General features: G+C 70.0%; 14 protein-coding genes. 5 read left to right on the plus strand and 9 right to left on the minus strand.

Going from position 1 to position 14,584, the window contains the following annotated elements; genetic code table 11:
• Positions 1-60: 60 nt before the first annotated feature.
• Positions 61-969, minus strand: coding sequence for a LysR substrate-binding domain-containing protein (locus tag AC1MLT_RS22980; protein WP_481036755.1), 909 nt, complete (start codon positions 967-969; stop codon positions 61-63).
• Positions 970-1,045: 76 nt separating this feature from the next.
• On the opposite strand from AC1MLT_RS22980, the gene AC1MLT_RS22985 reads away from it, so the two are divergent.
• The 3 genes from AC1MLT_RS22985 to AC1MLT_RS22995 are packed head-to-tail and all read left to right on the plus strand — an operon-like array spanning position 1,046 to position 3,562.
• The gene (locus tag AC1MLT_RS22985; RefSeq protein ID WP_481036756.1) at positions 1,046-1,816 is read left to right on the plus strand and encodes an alpha/beta fold hydrolase; all 771 of its coding nucleotides are present in this window, start codon (positions 1,046-1,048) and stop codon (positions 1,814-1,816) included.
• A 38-nt stretch (positions 1,817-1,854) separates the two neighbouring features.
• On the plus strand, positions 1,855-2,838 hold the full coding sequence (locus AC1MLT_RS22990; RefSeq protein WP_481036757.1) for a Bug family tripartite tricarboxylate transporter substrate binding protein: 984 nt from the start codon (positions 1,855-1,857) through the stop codon (positions 2,836-2,838).
• A 7-nt stretch (positions 2,839-2,845) separates the two neighbouring features.
• Positions 2,846-3,562: a Crp/Fnr family transcriptional regulator gene (locus tag AC1MLT_RS22995; RefSeq protein ID WP_481036759.1), complete on the plus strand. Its 717-nt coding sequence runs from the start codon at positions 2,846-2,848 to the stop codon at positions 3,560-3,562.
• Positions 3,563-3,659: 97 nt separating this feature from the next.
• On the opposite strand, the gene AC1MLT_RS23000 is transcribed toward AC1MLT_RS22995, so the two are convergent.
• Positions 3,660-4,442 carry a DeoR/GlpR family DNA-binding transcription regulator gene (locus AC1MLT_RS23000; protein WP_481036967.1) on the minus strand — a complete coding sequence of 261 codons (783 nt, stop codon included), beginning with the start codon at positions 4,440-4,442 and terminating at the stop codon, positions 3,660-3,662.
• Positions 4,443-4,653: 211 nt separating this feature from the next.
• On the opposite strand from AC1MLT_RS23000, the gene AC1MLT_RS23005 reads away from it, so the two are divergent.
• The gene (locus AC1MLT_RS23005) at positions 4,654-5,682 is read left to right on the plus strand and encodes a Bug family tripartite tricarboxylate transporter substrate binding protein (RefSeq protein ID WP_481036761.1); all 1,029 of its coding nucleotides are present in this window, start codon (positions 4,654-4,656) and stop codon (positions 5,680-5,682) included.
• A 30-nt stretch (positions 5,683-5,712) separates the two neighbouring features.
• On the opposite strand, the gene AC1MLT_RS23010 is transcribed toward AC1MLT_RS23005, so the two are convergent.
• The 7 genes from AC1MLT_RS23010 to AC1MLT_RS23040 all read right to left on the minus strand — a co-directional run bounded on the left by AC1MLT_RS23010 (position 5,713) and on the right by AC1MLT_RS23040 (position 13,247).
• Complete coding sequence (locus tag AC1MLT_RS23010; protein WP_481036763.1) at positions 5,713-6,432, minus strand: SDR family NAD(P)-dependent oxidoreductase; 720 nt, start codon at positions 6,430-6,432, stop codon at positions 5,713-5,715.
• On the minus strand, positions 6,429-7,619 hold the full coding sequence (locus AC1MLT_RS23015; protein WP_481036765.1) for a sialidase family protein: 1,191 nt from the start codon (positions 7,617-7,619) through the stop codon (positions 6,429-6,431). Before AC1MLT_RS23015 ends, AC1MLT_RS23010 begins: the two co-directional genes overlap by 4 nt.
• A 44-nt stretch (positions 7,620-7,663) precedes the next feature.
• Positions 7,664-8,557 carry a dihydrodipicolinate synthase family protein gene (locus tag AC1MLT_RS23020; RefSeq protein ID WP_481036767.1) on the minus strand — a complete coding sequence of 298 codons (894 nt, stop codon included), beginning with the start codon at positions 8,555-8,557 and terminating at the stop codon, positions 7,664-7,666.
• 32 nt (positions 8,558-8,589) lie between these two features.
• Entirely contained in the window at positions 8,590-9,729 is a 1,140-nt protein-coding gene (locus AC1MLT_RS23025; protein WP_481036769.1) for an iron-containing alcohol dehydrogenase, read from the minus strand.
• Positions 9,730-9,764: 35 nt separating this feature from the next.
• Positions 9,765-10,763 carry a 4-hydroxythreonine-4-phosphate dehydrogenase PdxA gene (gene pdxA / locus AC1MLT_RS23030; protein WP_481036771.1) on the minus strand — a complete coding sequence of 333 codons (999 nt, stop codon included), beginning with the start codon at positions 10,761-10,763 and terminating at the stop codon, positions 9,765-9,767.
• A gap of 22 nt (positions 10,764-10,785) precedes the next feature.
• Positions 10,786-12,039 (minus strand): four-carbon acid sugar kinase family protein, encoded by a 1,254-nt coding sequence (locus AC1MLT_RS23035; protein ID WP_481036773.1) that lies wholly within the window; start codon positions 12,037-12,039, stop codon positions 10,786-10,788.
• A 215-nt stretch (positions 12,040-12,254) separates the two neighbouring features.
• Positions 12,255-13,247, minus strand: a complete 993-nt coding sequence (locus tag AC1MLT_RS23040) for a Bug family tripartite tricarboxylate transporter substrate binding protein (protein ID WP_481036775.1) — start codon at positions 13,245-13,247, stop codon at positions 12,255-12,257.
• 315 nt (positions 13,248-13,562) lie between these two features.
• Between AC1MLT_RS23040 and AC1MLT_RS23045 the strand changes: the two genes are divergently transcribed.
• The gene (locus AC1MLT_RS23045; protein ID WP_481036777.1) at positions 13,563-14,345 is read left to right on the plus strand and encodes a DeoR/GlpR family DNA-binding transcription regulator; all 783 of its coding nucleotides are present in this window, start codon (positions 13,563-13,565) and stop codon (positions 14,343-14,345) included.
• The last annotated feature ends 239 nt before the right edge of the window (positions 14,346-14,584 follow it).

Below are 14,584 nucleotides of genomic sequence, written 5' to 3' on the forward strand. Positions count from 1 at the left end.
GGCGATCTCGTCTTCGAAGGGATGACCATCACGTCCGCTCGCGGGCGGACCGCCCGGCCTTCACCCGGGTATCGCGCGGGAGCGGAGCGTGCCGGCCGCCGCAGCGACGCGCAGCCGCTCCAGCATCTCGGCGGCCGCCGGACTCGGGGTCTGGTGCGCCAGCCGCACGATGCCGATGGTCCGGGTGCGCGTGGGACGCACCAGGGGCACATAGCTGAGCGCCGGCTCGGCCAGGCGCGGAATGGCCCAACGGGCCAGCACCGTGACGCCGACGTTCTCCTGCAGCAGCGACAGCAGGGACAGCATCGTGCTGACATGCATGGACGGGTGGGCGAGGTAGCTGCTCTCCGGATAGCCATCGAGCTGCCGATGGGCGACGGTGCCGATGAGCGGCAGGTCGGCGAGCTCCGCCCAGCCGATCGATCGACGCGCCGCCAGGGGATGGTCGCGACTGCAGACGACGCCGAAGCTGTCCTCCCAGAGCGGCTCGAACAGCAGGCCGTCGTCGGCGCTGATCTGGCTGGCGATGCCGAAGTCGACCTCGTGGTTCAGGACCATCCGCTCGACGTTCTGCGAGTTGTCGTCGAGCAGGCGCAACTGCACGCCCGGGAAATCGGCGGCATAGATGCGGATGATCGAAGGCAGCCAGTGCCCGGCCACCGCCACGATGGCGGCGATGGCGAGCGAGCCCTGGTCCTTGCGGACGAGGTCGGCGAGCGTGGTGGCGGTGCGATCGTGATGGGCCAGCAGTTCCCGGAACCGCGGCATGCAGGCGGCGCCGAAGGGCGTCAGCTCGGTGCGCCGCCCTTCCTCGAACAGGGCCGCGCCCAGCCGGTTCTCGATCGCCTGGATCGACTTGGTGATCGCAGGCTGGGAGCGCGTGGCCTTGGCGGCGGCGAGGTGGTAGCTTCCCAGATCGGCCACCAGCACGCAGTGGCGGACCTGGACCATCGACAGCTCGCTCGGCATGGCGATTACCTTTGCTCATCGGACGATTAGTCTAATTATGTTGGCGAATCGGATGGCCATTCCTAGAATTTTCCCCATGTCGATGCTCATCCCGCTGGATCAATCCGTGCCGCCCCATGACGGTCCCGTCGTGCTCGCCCTGCCTGGAACCGGCTGCAGTCCGGCCATCTACGACGCGGTGCGTCTCGAAGGCTGGCGGGTGCTGGGCGTGGACTGGTCCGGATCGGGCCGGCCGATCGATCCGCTGTCGGTCGCCCGGCGGGTGCTGGACGTGCTGCCGCGGTTCACCGGTCCGATCGCCTTGCTGGGGCATTCGACCGGCGCCGCCATCGCGGCCCTGGTGGCATCGATGGCCGGCGCCGACACGCCGATCACGGCCCTGGTGATGAGCAACACCGGGGTGCACAGCCGCAACCATGGCGATCCGGGGTTCGCCCGGCGCGTCATGGAACGCTGGTCGGGGGACGAGCAGGAGGCCTTCCTGCAGATGTGCTTCCTGCATCGTCCGCCGAGTGCCCTGTGGGACGCCATGCGCGCCTACCTGGCGGCCATTCCGCCGGCCGCGCTGCTGGAAGCGGTCCAGGGGCTACGGGCCCTGGACCTGGATCTGCACCTGCGCCGGATCGCGGTCCCGACCCTGATCGCGCACGGGCGCTTCGACATCCGGCGCCAGGTGAGCGATGCCCAGGACCTGGCCGCCGGCATCGCGCGCTCGCGCGTCGCGCTGCTGCCGGGCGGCCACACCCCGATGGTGGACTGCACGGCGGAGTACTGCGCCGCCGTCGCGGAGTTCCTCGGCCCCGCGACGACCGCGACGACCGCGCGGACGGCGCGCGCCGCATCCTGAGCACCACCCATTGCCAGACACGCAGGAGGACATCGAACATGCAGACACCGGTCCGGTTGCGGCGGCGCGACGCGCTCGCCGTTCTCGCGGGACTGCCGCTCGCGGCGCGTGCGCAGCAGGCGGCCAAGGCCTGGCCGTCCCGGCCGCTCACGATCATCGTGCCATCGGCGGCGGGCGGCGCCGCCGATTTCGTGGGACGCAGCTTCGCGCAGTACCTGGGCACGGTCCTGCCCGGCGAGAGCGCGATCGTGGAGAACCAGGCCGGAGCGGGCGGCATCATCGGCACGCTGGCGACCAAGGCGGCGCCGGCCGATGGCCACACCTTCATGGTCTCGACCAATTCGACCCACGCGGCCAATGTCAGCCTCTACCGCAACCTGCGATACGACCCGCTGACGGATTTCGCGCAGGTCGGCCTCTTCGGCACCTACGCGTCGGTGCTGGTTGCGCGCAGGGACGCGCCCTATCGGAGCCTGGCGCAATTCATCGACTTCGCGCGCGCGCATCCGGGCCGGCTCAACTACGGGTATTACAGTTCCTCGTCGCAGGTGCCGGCCGAGCTGTTGCGCACCCGCGCGAACCTGCGGTTCTCCGGCGCCGCCTACAAGGCCATCACCCAGATGCTCACCGACCTCATGGGAGGACAGCTCGACTTCGTCTTCGTCGACACGCTCTCGGCCGCGCCGGCCCTGCAGAACGACCGGCTCGTGGCGCTCGCCGTGACGAGTGGGCGCGCGCTGCCGAGCCTGGCGCAGGTGCCGCCGGTCGCCAGCGCGTTGCCCGGCTACGAGGTGCAGGGCTGGTTCGGCCTCTCGGCCCGGGCCGGAACGCCGCCGGAGGTGGTGGCCCGGATGGCGCGACTGGTGCGGGACGCGCTGGAGGACGCGGTATTTCGCCGTGCCCTGGAGGCGCGCGGCCTGACGACCCGGAGCCTGACCGGCCCGGCGTTCGAGCGCTTCGTGGCCGAGGACGTGGACCGCTGGGCGGAATGGATCCGCCTGGCCGGCATCGAACGCCAGTGATCCGATCTTGAACGCTCCCGTCAACACCCTGGTCGCCCGGCTGCCCGAGCCCGACCGCATGGATCTCGTGCGCTGCGCGCAGGACGTGCCGCTGGCGGCGTCGCAGGTCCTGTGGCAACCCGGCGAGGCCATCGACCACGTCTACTTCCCGACCAGCGGCCTGGTCTGCCTGATCGCGCCGGGCCCCGCGCAGGCGGGCCTGGAGGTGGCCATGGTCGGCCGCGAGGGCATGCTGGGGATCCAGACGGTGCTGGGCTGCAGCAGCACGCCATTCCAGGCCATGGTGCAGGGCGAAGGCCGGGCCTGGCGCGTGGCCACGGATGTCTTCCGCCAGCACCTGGCCGGTCATCCCGCCACCAAGCGGCTGCTGGACCGCTATGCGACGTTCCGGATCAACCAGCTCGCGGTGCGGGCGCAATGCCTGTGCCAGCACGAGGTGGGACCACGGCTGGCGCGCTGGCTGCTGATGGGCCGGGACCGGACCGGCTCGGACCGCTTCCACGTGACTCAGGAGGCCCTGGGCCGGATGCTGGGCGTGCGCCGCGTGAGCGTGACCACCGCGGCGCGGGCCCTGCAGCATCGTGGTGCCATCGCCTATTGCCGGGGCGACCTGCGGGTGCTCGACCGGAGCGCGCTGGAGCAGTCCACCTGTGACTGCTATCGCAGCGACATCGAGCACTACGCGGCGCTGTTCGACCACAGCCATCGGGGCTATCGACCGTAGTCCGATCCGAGGCACCTTCGCCGCCGCATCCGCGTCGCATCCCCATCGGATCCCCGGTGCATCCCCGTCGCGCCGGTCCTCGGGCGGGGCGCCTCCCTCAGGCCGGTCCCACCTGCACCTGCGTCACCACCAGGCCCGCGCGGCGCAGGGCCTCGGCCTCGGCCGGATCGACTCCGGCATCGGTGATCAATTCGTGCAGGTCGCTCGTGGCGCAGACGCGCATGAAGGCGCGTGGGCGGAACTTCGAGGCATCGGCCAGCAGACGGCGACTGCGCGCCGCCTGCAACAGGGCCCGCTTGACGGCGGCGACATCGGCATCGGTCTCCGACAGCACGCCCCCGGTCAGCGCGTGCGTGCCCAGCAGCAGCACGTCGACCTGCAGCGCGCGCGCGCTCTCGATCACGCCGTCCCCCGTCAGCGTGTGGCTGCCGGGGCGCAGGTGACCACCCAGCACGTGGACCTTGACGAGCGGGCTGGCGCCCAGCACCTGGCCGATGGCCAGGTCGTTGGTCACCGTCACCAGCGGGATGCGGCGTTCCATGGCGGCGCGCGCGGCCTCGAGCACGGTGCTGCCGCTGTCGAAGATCACGCTCTGGCCAGGCTGCAGGGCCGCGGCGGCGGCGAGGCCGATGGCGCGTTTCTCGCGCGGGGAGAGTTCCGCCGCAGCCTGCGGATCGGGTTCGAAGGTGCTGTAGTGCTGCTGGCGGAGGATCGCGCCACCATGGGTGCGATCGAGCACGCCCTCTGCCTCCAGTCCGTCCAGGTCGCGCCGCAGGGTGGAGAGCGAGGCATCCAGGGCCTGCGCGAGCTGCTGCAGCGTGACGGCGCCGTGGCGCTGCAGGAAGGCGACGATCCGCTCGCGGCGCTGCACTGGCAGCATGCTCACGCTGGACAGGGAAACGGGAGCGACCATGATCGATCAAGGTAGAGATTGGTAGATATTGGTAGGTGTTTCCACCAATGAGGGCGCCAGATAGCAAGATGCATGTTGCTTGAAGATGATCGATTGTGAAAAAATTTGGAATGTCGTGCAAGCCGTTGCCATCGGCCACCGATCGACCCAGAACGACCCATAACAAAGGAGACCTTCCATGCCCGCCCTCCGGACCTCGTTCCGCCCCTGCGATTCTCTGCCGGTCTCCCGCCGCGCCTGCGTGGCGGCGGCCGTCGCGTGGGCGCTGGGCCTGTGCGCCGCGACCGGCGTCCAGGCCCAGTCGGCTCCCTATCCGGACCATCCGGTCACCCTGATCGTGCCGTACCCGGCCGGCGGCGCCAACGACGCCATCGGGCGACTGGTGGCGCAGAAGCTGGGCGAAGCCCTGAACCAGAGCGTGGTCGTGGACAACCGTCCCGGGGCCGGCACCACCATCGGCGCGGGCCTGGTCGCCAAGGCGGCGCCCAATGGCTACACGCTGCTGCTGGGTTCGCTCGCCAGCCACGCCGTCAGTCCGCAGCTGCTGCCGGGCGTCACCTACGACGCGCGCAAGGACTTCGCGCCGATCGGACTGATCGGGCTGGCTCCAACCATCGCCACGGTCGCCATGGATTCACCCTACACGACATTGGCCCAGCTGGTCGAGACGGCGCGGCGGAAGCCGGGCGAGGTGATGTACGGATCGTCCGGCAACGGCTCGCCGCTGCACCTGGCCGGCGAGCTGTTCTCCCAGGCTTCCGGCACGAAGATGACGCACGTGCCCTACAAGGGTGGCAATGCCCACACGATGGACCTGATGGGCGGACGGCTGTCGGTGATCTTCGACACCACCACCAGCGCGATGCCGCTGATCCGGGGCGGCAAGCTGCGGCCCATCGCGGTGGCCGCGCCGGCGCGCCTGGCGGAGCTGCCCAACGTGCCGACCTTCGCCGAGGCCGGCTATCCGGACTTCGCGGTCAATGCCTGGTACGCCCTCTACGCGCCCGCCCGGACGCCGGCGCCGATCGTCGAGCGGCTGAGCGCCGAACTCGGCAAGGCCATGATGTCGCCCGATGTCATCGACAAGCTCAAGGGCTTCGCGGTCACGCCGGCCTATGGCACGCCGCAGGAACTGGCCGCCTTCACGCAGACCGAGTACGCCAGGTACGGCAAGGTCATCCAGCGCGCCGACATCCGGGCCGACTGAGCGGCCGCGCCGGCGCCCGTGCCGGTGACCTCAGAGCGAAGCCCCGCCGCAGATCACCAGCTCCTGGCCGGTGATGGCGGCGGCCGAAGGCGACAGCAAGTAGGCCACCAGATCGGCCACCTCGCCGGGCTGAATGTAGCGGCCGATCGGCGGCAGGCGGGGGGGCGAGCTCACGCGGCCGGGCTGCGTCAGCATCGGCGTCTCGGTGGCGCCGGGCGCCACCACGTTGACCGTGATGCCCCGGGGCGCGAGCTCGGCCGCCCAGCTGCGCGCCATGCCGACCATGGCGGCCTTGGTGGCGACGTACTGGCTGCGGCCCGCCGCGCCGCGCGAGGTGCGGCTGCCGACCAGCACGATGCGCCCGCCCGCGCGCATTCGGGGTGCGAAGGTGTCGGCGAGCAGTTCGCCGGTCACGACGTGGAGATGCCACAGCCGTGCGCCGGCCGCCGGATCGAGCTCGCCCAGGGGAGCCGCGTGCATGATGCCGGCGGCATGCACCAGGGCGTCGGGCACCGCCAGTCCGGCCAGGCGCGATGCGAGAGCGGCATGGTCGGCCAGGTCGACCTGGTGGCCCTGGAAGCCTTCGCCCAGGCCGTCCACCGCCGAGCGGCTGATGCCGTCGACGCACCAGCCGGCCGCCAGGAGCGCGCGGACGATGGCCTGGCCGATGCCGGAGCTGGCCCCGGTGACCAGCGCGCGCCGTGGCCCGGATGTGGGCGCGGGCGCCGGTGTCGATGCTTCCACGCTCATGCCTTGGCCCAGGCCTCGTCCGCGCGCACGTACTTGATGGCCTGGCGGAAGTAGGTGTAGGACATGTGCAGGGCGCCATCGGCCGACTGCTTGATGCTCGGATAGGAGAACTCGCGGTTGAGCTTGGCCTCGGAGTTGTTGGTCATGCAGTAGCCGTCTCCCTCGTCGAGGTGGCGCCGCCACGGCCACGTCCGGCCGCCATCGGCCGAGATCGCCAGCGTCATCGGCGCGCGCGGGGCGCCCCAGAAGGCCGCGCGCTCGACCACCGGCGCCTCGGTCAGCACGTTGGACTCGTCATTGTGGCGGTTCTCGTCCTCGATCTCGTCGTAGAGCGACTCGCGCCGCTCGGTGGCATCCGCGGCGCTGCTCGCGTTGAAGATCAGCGCCAGGTCGCCATTGGCGAGCGTGGTGACCTGGATCGAGGAGTTGTTGTTCGGCAGCTCGGTGGGCACCGGCGCCGACCAGGTCTCGCCGTCGTCGTCCGACCGGCTGGCATGGATGAAGTCAGCCCAGCGGCTGCGATAGAGCGCCAGCAGGGTGCCATCGGCCAGCGGCGCGATGCTCATGTGGACGCAGCCGGTGCTCGCGGGCACCGGCACCTCGCGCCAGCTGCGGCCCTGGTCCTCGGAGATCTTGACGGCGCTGACATCGTGGTTGCCGCTCCATTTCTCGCCGGGCCGGGTGCGGCAGTAGTAGATCGGCAGCAGCCACCGGCCGCTGGCCGTGACCACCGGCGGCTGGCGCACGAAGGTGCCCGGCGTCGCGAACAGCGTGCCGATCTCGCTCCAGGTCCGTCCGAGGTCGGTCGACTGGCGATGGCGCACCACCGCCGTGTCCTGGTTGCCGGAGGCCTGCGCGGTCCAGATCAACCACAGCACGTCGCCGGCCAGGAACAGGATCGGGTTCTGCTCGGAGCGGTCGGGGTCGTCCGACAGCTGCGCCGCCGGCGTCCAGCGCGTGCCGCCGGCCGGCAGGCGCGACATGAAGATGGAGATGTCCGCCACGCCTTCCTGGGTGCCCGCGAACCACACGCACAGCAGATCGCCATCGGGCAGGGGCAGCAGGTTGGACGCATGGTTCTGCGGCCGGTCGGTCGGCAGCATCGCCTGCTGGCGGGCGATGTCGTCCGGATGGGGCGCGAGGATGCCGTCGCGTCGGATCTCTTCGGTGGTGCTCGTCTCGGTCATGGTCGTGCTCGTGGTCGTGATGCAGGGCGGCGGGCCGATGTCGCTCAGGGTTGGATGGCGCAGTCGCGCAGCACCTGACGGATGGCGTCGTCCTGCTCGGCGGAGAGTCGCACCGGGTACTTGCTGTTGCCGACGTCGAAGCCCAGCAGGCGCACCGCGCGCTTGACGACCGCCGGCGCGAAGGCCACCTTGTAGAGCGATTCGCGCAGGCGGGTCACGACTTCCTGGGCCTGGCGGGAGGCCTCGACGTCGCCGGTCCTGAACTGGCTCCAGATGGCGTTGATCTCGCGCGGCGCGACATTGGCCAGGCCCGAGACGGCGCCCGCGCAGCCCTCGACGAAGCCCTGGTGGATCAGGCTGTCGGGGCCGTTGAAGACCGCGAAGTCCTCGGCCTGCCGCGCGGCGTCGATGAAGCCCTTGAGGCTCTCGTAGGTGCCGGCGCTGTCCTTGATGCCGGCGATCCGGGGATGGGCGGCCAGGCGCAGGGCGGTCTCGGGCGCGATCGTGTTGCCGGTGCGCGCCGGGATGTTGTAGAGATAGACCGGGAGCTCCAGGGCGTCGGCGATGGCCGTGAAGTGCCAGACCAGGTCGTCCTGCGACAGCGGCACGAAGTTCGGCGTGATGGCGGCGACCGCGTCCACGCCCATGGCCGCGATGCGCCGGCCCATGCGGATGCATTCGGCGGTGGAGTTCTCGCCCACATGGCCGACCACCGGCGCGCGGCCGCGCACCTGGTCGACGGTGGTCTCGGCCACGGCCAGCCGCTCGGACTCGGTCAGGGCGAAGAACTCGCCGTTGGTGCCGCCGCAGAAGATGCCGTTGCCGGCGGCGAGCTGGCGCTCGACCTGTTCGCGGAAGGACTTCTCGTGGAAGCGGTCGTCGGCGTCGACGGGCGTCACGATGGCGGTCAGCACGCCTTCGATCTTCTTGTTGGACATGGGGTCGTCTCCTTGGGGGTCGGGTATCGGGGTCAGGCGAAGAGACGGCGGTAGACCGCCTCGATGTCGGGCGCGGCCACCGGGCCGGGCACGTTCTTAATCAGGCGCTGGACGTCGAGCGCGCCCTGCACCAGCGTGGGCAGGTGGTCCGGGGCGATGCCCAGCTGCTGCAGGCTGGTGGGCAGTTCCAGGCGCCGCACCAGATCGGCGAAGTACGCCACCAGCGCATGCGACTTGGCCTCGACGTCCAGGCCGGTGTCGGCACCGGGCACCAGGTCGTAGGCGCGGGCCAGCTTCTCGACCGCCAGCGGGCGCACGAACTCGAAGCAGGGCGCCAGCAGGATGGCGTTGGCCACGCCATGCGCGATGTGGTACTTGCCGCCCAGCGGATAGGACATGGCGTGCACCAGGTGCGTGCCGGCATGCGCGATGCAGGCGCCGCCATAGTAGGAAGCCCAGAGCATGTCGAGCTTGGCATGCAGGTCGCCCGGCTCGGCGACCGAGCGCTCGATGCTCCCGAACAGCTTCCTCAGGCCGATCATGGCGTAGTTGTCGCAGACCGGATTCGAGATGTTGGAGGTGAAGCACTCGATCAGGTGACACAGCGCGTCCACCCCGGTGGAGGCGGCGATGCGGTGCGGCATCGAGGTCGTCAGCTCCGGCGCCAGCACCACGAAGTCGGGCAGCAGCACCGGCGAGATGATGCCGACCTTGGTCTCGCGCTCGGGAATCGCCAGGATCGCGTTGGGCGTGGCCTCCGAGCCGGTGCCGGCGGTGGTCGGCACCAGCATCGAGGCGATGCGCCGCGTGACCTTGACGCCGCCGGCCAGCAGATCGTCGAGCGTGGGCGAATCCGGGGCGGCGAGCGCCGACAGCAGCTTGGCGACATCGAGCACGCTGCCGCCGCCCACGCCGACCACCAGGTCCAGGCCGTCGAGGTGGTAGTCCCGCAGGATGGCGCGCACGTCGGCGTCGCTGGGCTCGGGCGGCACCGAGTCGATCACCTGGACCTCGGCGGCCAGGCCGCGCACCTGCTGCAGCAGGCGCTGCACGCCGTCGATGCGGATGATGTTGGCGTCGCTCACGAAGAGGACGCGCTGCTTGCCACGGATCAGGTAGGCGATGTCGTCGAGGACACCGACGCCGGCGAGGACGGTGCTGTGGATGTGCATGATGGAAAGGCTCCGGGAGAGTGGGGTGCGGGGGATCAGCGGCGGGTGGCGAGCTCGGCGCCCTGGCGCAGGGCCTCGAGCAGGCTGCGCTCGTCGGCGATGCCCTTGCCGGCGATGTCGAAGGCGGTGCCGTGGTCGACCGAGGTGCGGATCACGTCGAGGCCGACGGTGATGTTCACGCCCGCTTCCAGGCCCATCACCTTCACCGGGCCGTGGCCCTGGTCGTGGTACATCGCCACCACCAGGTCGAAGTCGCCCCGGCCGGCGCGGAAGAACAGGGTGTCGGCGGGCAGCGGGCCCTCGATGTCCAGGCCGCGCGCGCGCAGCACCTCGATGGCCGGCAGGATCTTCTCCTCCTCCTCGCCGTAGCCGAACAGGCCGTTCTCGCCGGCGTGCGGGTTGATGCCGCAGACGGCGATGCGCGGGTTCTCGATGCGGGCCTTGCGCAGGGTCTCGTAGCCGCGCTCGATCGTGCGCTGGACCAGGCCGGGCTCGATCCTGCGGATGGCGTCGATGATGCCGATGTGGGTCGTGACGTGGATCACGCGCAGGTTCGGCGCCACCAGCATCATCGAGACCTCCTCGACGCCGGTCAGGTGGGCCAGCATCTCGGTGTGGCCGGGAAACTTGTGGCCGCCCGCGTGTAGTGCTTCCTTGTTGAGCGGGGCGGTGCAGATGGCGTCGATGCGGCCGTCCTTGGCCAGGTCGACCGCCTTCTCGAGGAAGCGGAAGGCGGCGTCGCCCGCCACCGCCGACAGCTTGCCGAACGGCAGGTCGTCGGGGATCAGGTGCAGGTCGAAGCAGTCGATGACGCCCTGCGCGAAGCGGGCCTCCTCCATCGAGGTGATCGCATGGACGCGGACGTCGAGGCCGAGCAGGTCGGCCACCTTGCGCAGCCGGCCGGCATCGCCGATGACCACGGCGCGGGCCATGGTCGAGAGGTCGTGATGGGCGAAGCTCTTGACGATGATCTCGGGGCCGATGCCCGCGGCATCGCCCATGGTGATGCCGATGGCGGGGACGTAAGCACTCATGGTGGTCTTTCGAAGGGGTGATTCAGGAATGGGCCGGCGCGTCGCAGGCGAGGCGCGAACGCAGGGCCTGCCGTGCTCGCTCCAGCGAGCCGGCATCGCCGAACGCGCCCGCCTTGGTGGCGATGCACTGCGGCCGGTCCGCCATGCTACGCAGCAGCACCACGCCAGGCTCGCTCTCGCCGAGCACCTGCAGGCGGGCGATGCCCAGCTGCTCGAGCATGATGCGCGCCGTCTCGCCGCCGGTCAGGACCAGGCCGCCGGCGGCGCGCAGCGATGGCGCCAGCCGCAGCGCCAGATGGCGGGCCAGCAGGGGGCCTTCGGCGGGGTCGAGGTCGACATCGGCGCCGATGCACGCCACCGGATCGAGGCCGCGCGCGAGGTCGGCGTGGACCGCCTCGGCCCATGACGGCGCGCCGGCGCCGTCGACCGGCGCGGTGCGCAGCAGGCGAGCGGGAATGGTGTGGATGGAACAGCCGGGCCGCGCGCCCAGGCAGGCGATCTGTTGCGTGGCGATGGGCGACAGGCTGCCGACGATGGTCAGCACGCCGCGGCCCGCGACCGGCGGCGCCAGCGCGTCCCGGGCCGGCCGCGCCGGCGTGACGCAGCGGGCGATCTCGTGGGCCAGGCCCGCCGACGCCACCCAGAACACCTCGGCCAGGTCGCGCGTCGCGCTGGCGAGCGCCCTCAGGTGGGCCGGCTGCTCGGCATCGACGACCAGTGCCTGACAACCCTGGTCCCGGGCTCGCGCGATGTGCCGCAGCAATGCCTCCGGCGGGCCCTCCAGAAGTTCCGCCGGGACCGAGCCGGCGCGCAGGCCCGCAGCTTCCAGCATGCTCGCCGGACGTGATTCGCGGCCCGCGTGCTCCAGTTTCCAGGTCGATGTCTGTGCCAGCGGAATGCCATCGACCCGCACCATGCCGTCGCGCACGATGCGGCCCAGGCCGGGAAAAGCGGGCGCCACCAGGGCCAGGCCGAGCAGGGGCTGCAAAGCGGCGACTTCCGCCGCCCAGCCGCCGCGCAGGGTGGAATCGATCTTCTTGATGACGCGACGCCCCGCGCCATGGTGCTCGAGCGCGGCGCGCGCCTTCGCCGCCGCCGCCGCGCCGGGATCGCGCCGACTGTCGGTGTCCACCGTCACCACCGCCGCCGAGGGCGTGGGCTCGCGCACCGCCCCACCGAGCAGGACGGCGCCGTCGAAGCCGGCCGAGACGAAGCCGGCGGCGCAATCGGCGGCACCGGACAGGTCGTCCGCGATGATGAGGAAGTGGTGCGTCACGGGATGGGTCGAGCGGGGCGGGTGGAAAACCGTGGAAAGACTGTCGTTTTGATTGAATCGATCATACATTGCGACTGAATCGATCATGTTCAGGGTTTGTACGATGAGGACGTGGTTTCGCCCGCCGTCGCGCCATGGAAAAAGGCCGGGAGCACCGGCCTACGTTCCAACGGATCGATCGCGTCGGTGCCGGGCATGCCGCCCGGATCCGCGCCTCAGAGCTTGATGTCGGCTTCCGTCACGATCTTCTGGTACTTGTCCATCTCGGCCTTCTGGAACCGGATGAAGGCGTCGACCGACTGCGGTTCGAGTTCCAGCCCCTGGGCGGAGAACTTGGCCATCGCCTCGGATTTCAGGGCGACGTTCACTTCCTTGTTGAGCAGCGCCACGACGGCCGCGGGCGTGCCGGTTGGCGCCCACAGGCCATACCAGCTGAAGAATTCGAAACCTGAAATGGTCTCGGCCACGGTCGGCACGTCGGGCAGCGAGGCGACGCGGCTCTTCGCCGTCGTCGCGACCACCTTCAGCATGCCGGCCTTCTGGTACTGGAGCGAGCCCAGCACCGGATCGACGAAGGCGTCGATCTGCCCGCCGATCAGGTCCTGAAACGCCGGGGCGGTGCCCTTGTACGGAACGATCAGCGCGTTGATGCCCGCAGAGCGTTTGAGCTGCTCGGTCGAGAGGTGACCGGCTGAGGCGATCGAGCCGACGGCGAAGGTCATCTTGCCGGGATTGGCCTTGGCGTACTGGACCATGCCGGCAATGTCGTTGAAGGGCAGGTTCTTGTTGACCGCCACTGACAGCGGCGCCTTGGCGACCAGGGCGATCGGCTGGAAGTCCTTCTCGATCCGGTAGGGCACGGCGCTGGAGATCATCGGGCCGCTCAGGAACGTCGAGGCGTTGAAGAGCAGGGTGTAGCCATCGGCCGGGGCGCGCGCCACGGCGACCGGGCCGATGGTCGCGTTGCCACCCGGGCGGTTGTCGACGATGACGGGCTTTCCGAGCTGTTCGGACAGGCGCTGCGCCAGCGCGCGGCCGACGGCGTCCAGCGTGCCGCCGGGCGGGAACGGGATGATGACCTTGATCGTCTGGGCCGGGTAGGCCTCGGCGGCGACCGCGAACGGGGCGGCCGAGGCCAGCGTCGCGGCCAGCGCGAATTGGAGTCCCGCCGAGAGGAGGCGGCGCTTCGAGGAGCGGTTCGGAGTCATGGTGGATGGCTGTTGGAAAGGATCTCGGAACACAGGCCCGCCCTGAGACAGGAGCGGCGAGGGTCGGGCCACGGCTCATGGATTGCTCGTCGAGCGCTGCAGCTTTCGATCAATCAATGATTGCATCGATCAAATCATGAGTTATTCGAGCAAAAAATCCGTAGTTTCCCTTCCTTTGATGATCGAACCGATGAAAGCGAGCCGATATGACGACATCGAGCGTCAGCGACGTGCAGGAACGCGCGGCGCTGTGACAATGCACCCACCACGCGGTCGATCGCCCGCGTTCCACATTCCACCGAAGCCATCCGAAGCATGAAAGTCGCCAACCGCCGAGAAGCCATCCTGGACGCCGTCCATCGGGGCATTTCCGACCTGGGATCGCTCTGCGAGAAGTTCGGGGTCTCCGAGGCCACGGCACGGCGCGACCTGCAGGTCCTGCAGCAGGAGGGCCGCCTGCTGCGGACCTATGGCGGCGCGGTGGCCAACCGGATCCAGCACGAGCCGGAGGAGTCGCTCGAATCCCGCCAGTCGCACCACCACGTGGCGAAGGCGGAGATCGCCCGCCAGGCGGCCCGGCTGGTGTCCGAAGACGACACGATCTTCATCGACGCGGGCACCACGGCGCAGTTCCTGGCCCGGGAGATCAGCGCCGACTCGAAGGCCAGCATCTTCACCAACAACCTGCTGGCGGTGCAGGTCTTCGCGGCCCGCAACATGTCGGTGTCGCTGCTGGGCGGCGACCTGCGCGCAGGCAGCATGAGCGTGTTCGGGCCGCTGGCCGACCTGTCACTGGAGCGGCTGACCTTCGACAAGGTCTTCACCAGCGCCGATGGCGTCGATGCCGAACTGGGACTGTGCGAGGGCTCGGCCGAGCAGGCCTGGTTCAAGGAGAAGGTGTTCCGCCGGGCGCGTGAACTCGTGGTGCTGGCCACCGCCGAGAAGCTGAGCCGGCGCTCGCAGATGTACTGGACGCCCCTGAACCGCAGCTGGACCCTGGTCACCGATGCGCCGCCGCAGCATCACCAGCTGCAGCCGTTCATGAACCACGTGCTGATCCAGGTGGTGGCGGGGCAGGCGCCGGTAGACGGCGGTTGAGCCCGCGCTGCGGCTGGCGGCGCGATCGCCCGTGCCGACCATGCTTTTGAATTAACATAAATCTTATTGTGTTGCAGTTGGCGAGACGTATCTTTTCCCGCTTTGAGGCGGGATCGCGGCGATCCCGGCGGACTTGCTGGTGTAATGCTGGCCAGGATTGCAGTCTGCGCCTGGATACAGCCCTGGCCGCCGCCGCGGGAGCGGACCCTTCCGGGCCTGTCGCGCAAGTCCGTCGGCAT

The sequence above is a fragment of the Variovorax sp. PEI5 genome (genome assembly GCF_056679935.1).

Bases quoted from the DNA above. Each gene is read 5' to 3' on its own strand.
- AC1MLT_RS23020 (WP_481036767.1), bottom strand. From the start codon at position 8,557: ATGTCCAACAAGAAGATCGAAGGCGTGCTGACCGCCATCGTGACGCCC.
- AC1MLT_RS22980 (WP_481036755.1), bottom strand. From the start codon at position 969: ATGCCGAGCGAGCTGTCGATGGTCCAGGTCCGCCACTGCGTGCTGGTG.
- AC1MLT_RS23000 (WP_481036967.1), bottom strand. From the start codon at position 4,442: ATGCTGCCAGTGCAGCGCCGCGAGCGGATCGTCGCCTTCCTGCAGCGC.
- AC1MLT_RS23040 (WP_481036775.1), bottom strand. From the start codon at position 13,247: ATGACTCCGAACCGCTCCTCGAAGCGCCGCCTCCTCTCGGCGGGACTC.
- AC1MLT_RS23025 (WP_481036769.1), bottom strand. From the start codon at position 9,729: ATGCACATCCACAGCACCGTCCTCGCCGGCGTCGGTGTCCTCGACGAC.
- AC1MLT_RS23015 (WP_481036765.1), bottom strand. From the start codon at position 7,619: ATGACCGAGACGAGCACCACCGAAGAGATCCGACGCGACGGCATCCTC.
- AC1MLT_RS23010 (WP_481036763.1), bottom strand. From the start codon at position 6,432: ATGAGCGTGGAAGCATCGACACCGGCGCCCGCGCCCACATCCGGGCCA.
- AC1MLT_RS23045 (WP_481036777.1), top strand. From the start codon at position 13,563: ATGAAAGTCGCCAACCGCCGAGAAGCCATCCTGGACGCCGTCCATCGG.
- AC1MLT_RS22985 (WP_481036756.1), top strand. From the start codon at position 1,046: ATGTCGATGCTCATCCCGCTGGATCAATCCGTGCCGCCCCATGACGGT.
- pdxA (WP_481036771.1), bottom strand. From the start codon at position 10,763: ATGAGTGCTTACGTCCCCGCCATCGGCATCACCATGGGCGATGCCGCG.
- AC1MLT_RS23005 (WP_481036761.1), top strand. From the start codon at position 4,654: ATGCCCGCCCTCCGGACCTCGTTCCGCCCCTGCGATTCTCTGCCGGTC.
- AC1MLT_RS22990 (WP_481036757.1), top strand. From the start codon at position 1,855: ATGCAGACACCGGTCCGGTTGCGGCGGCGCGACGCGCTCGCCGTTCTC.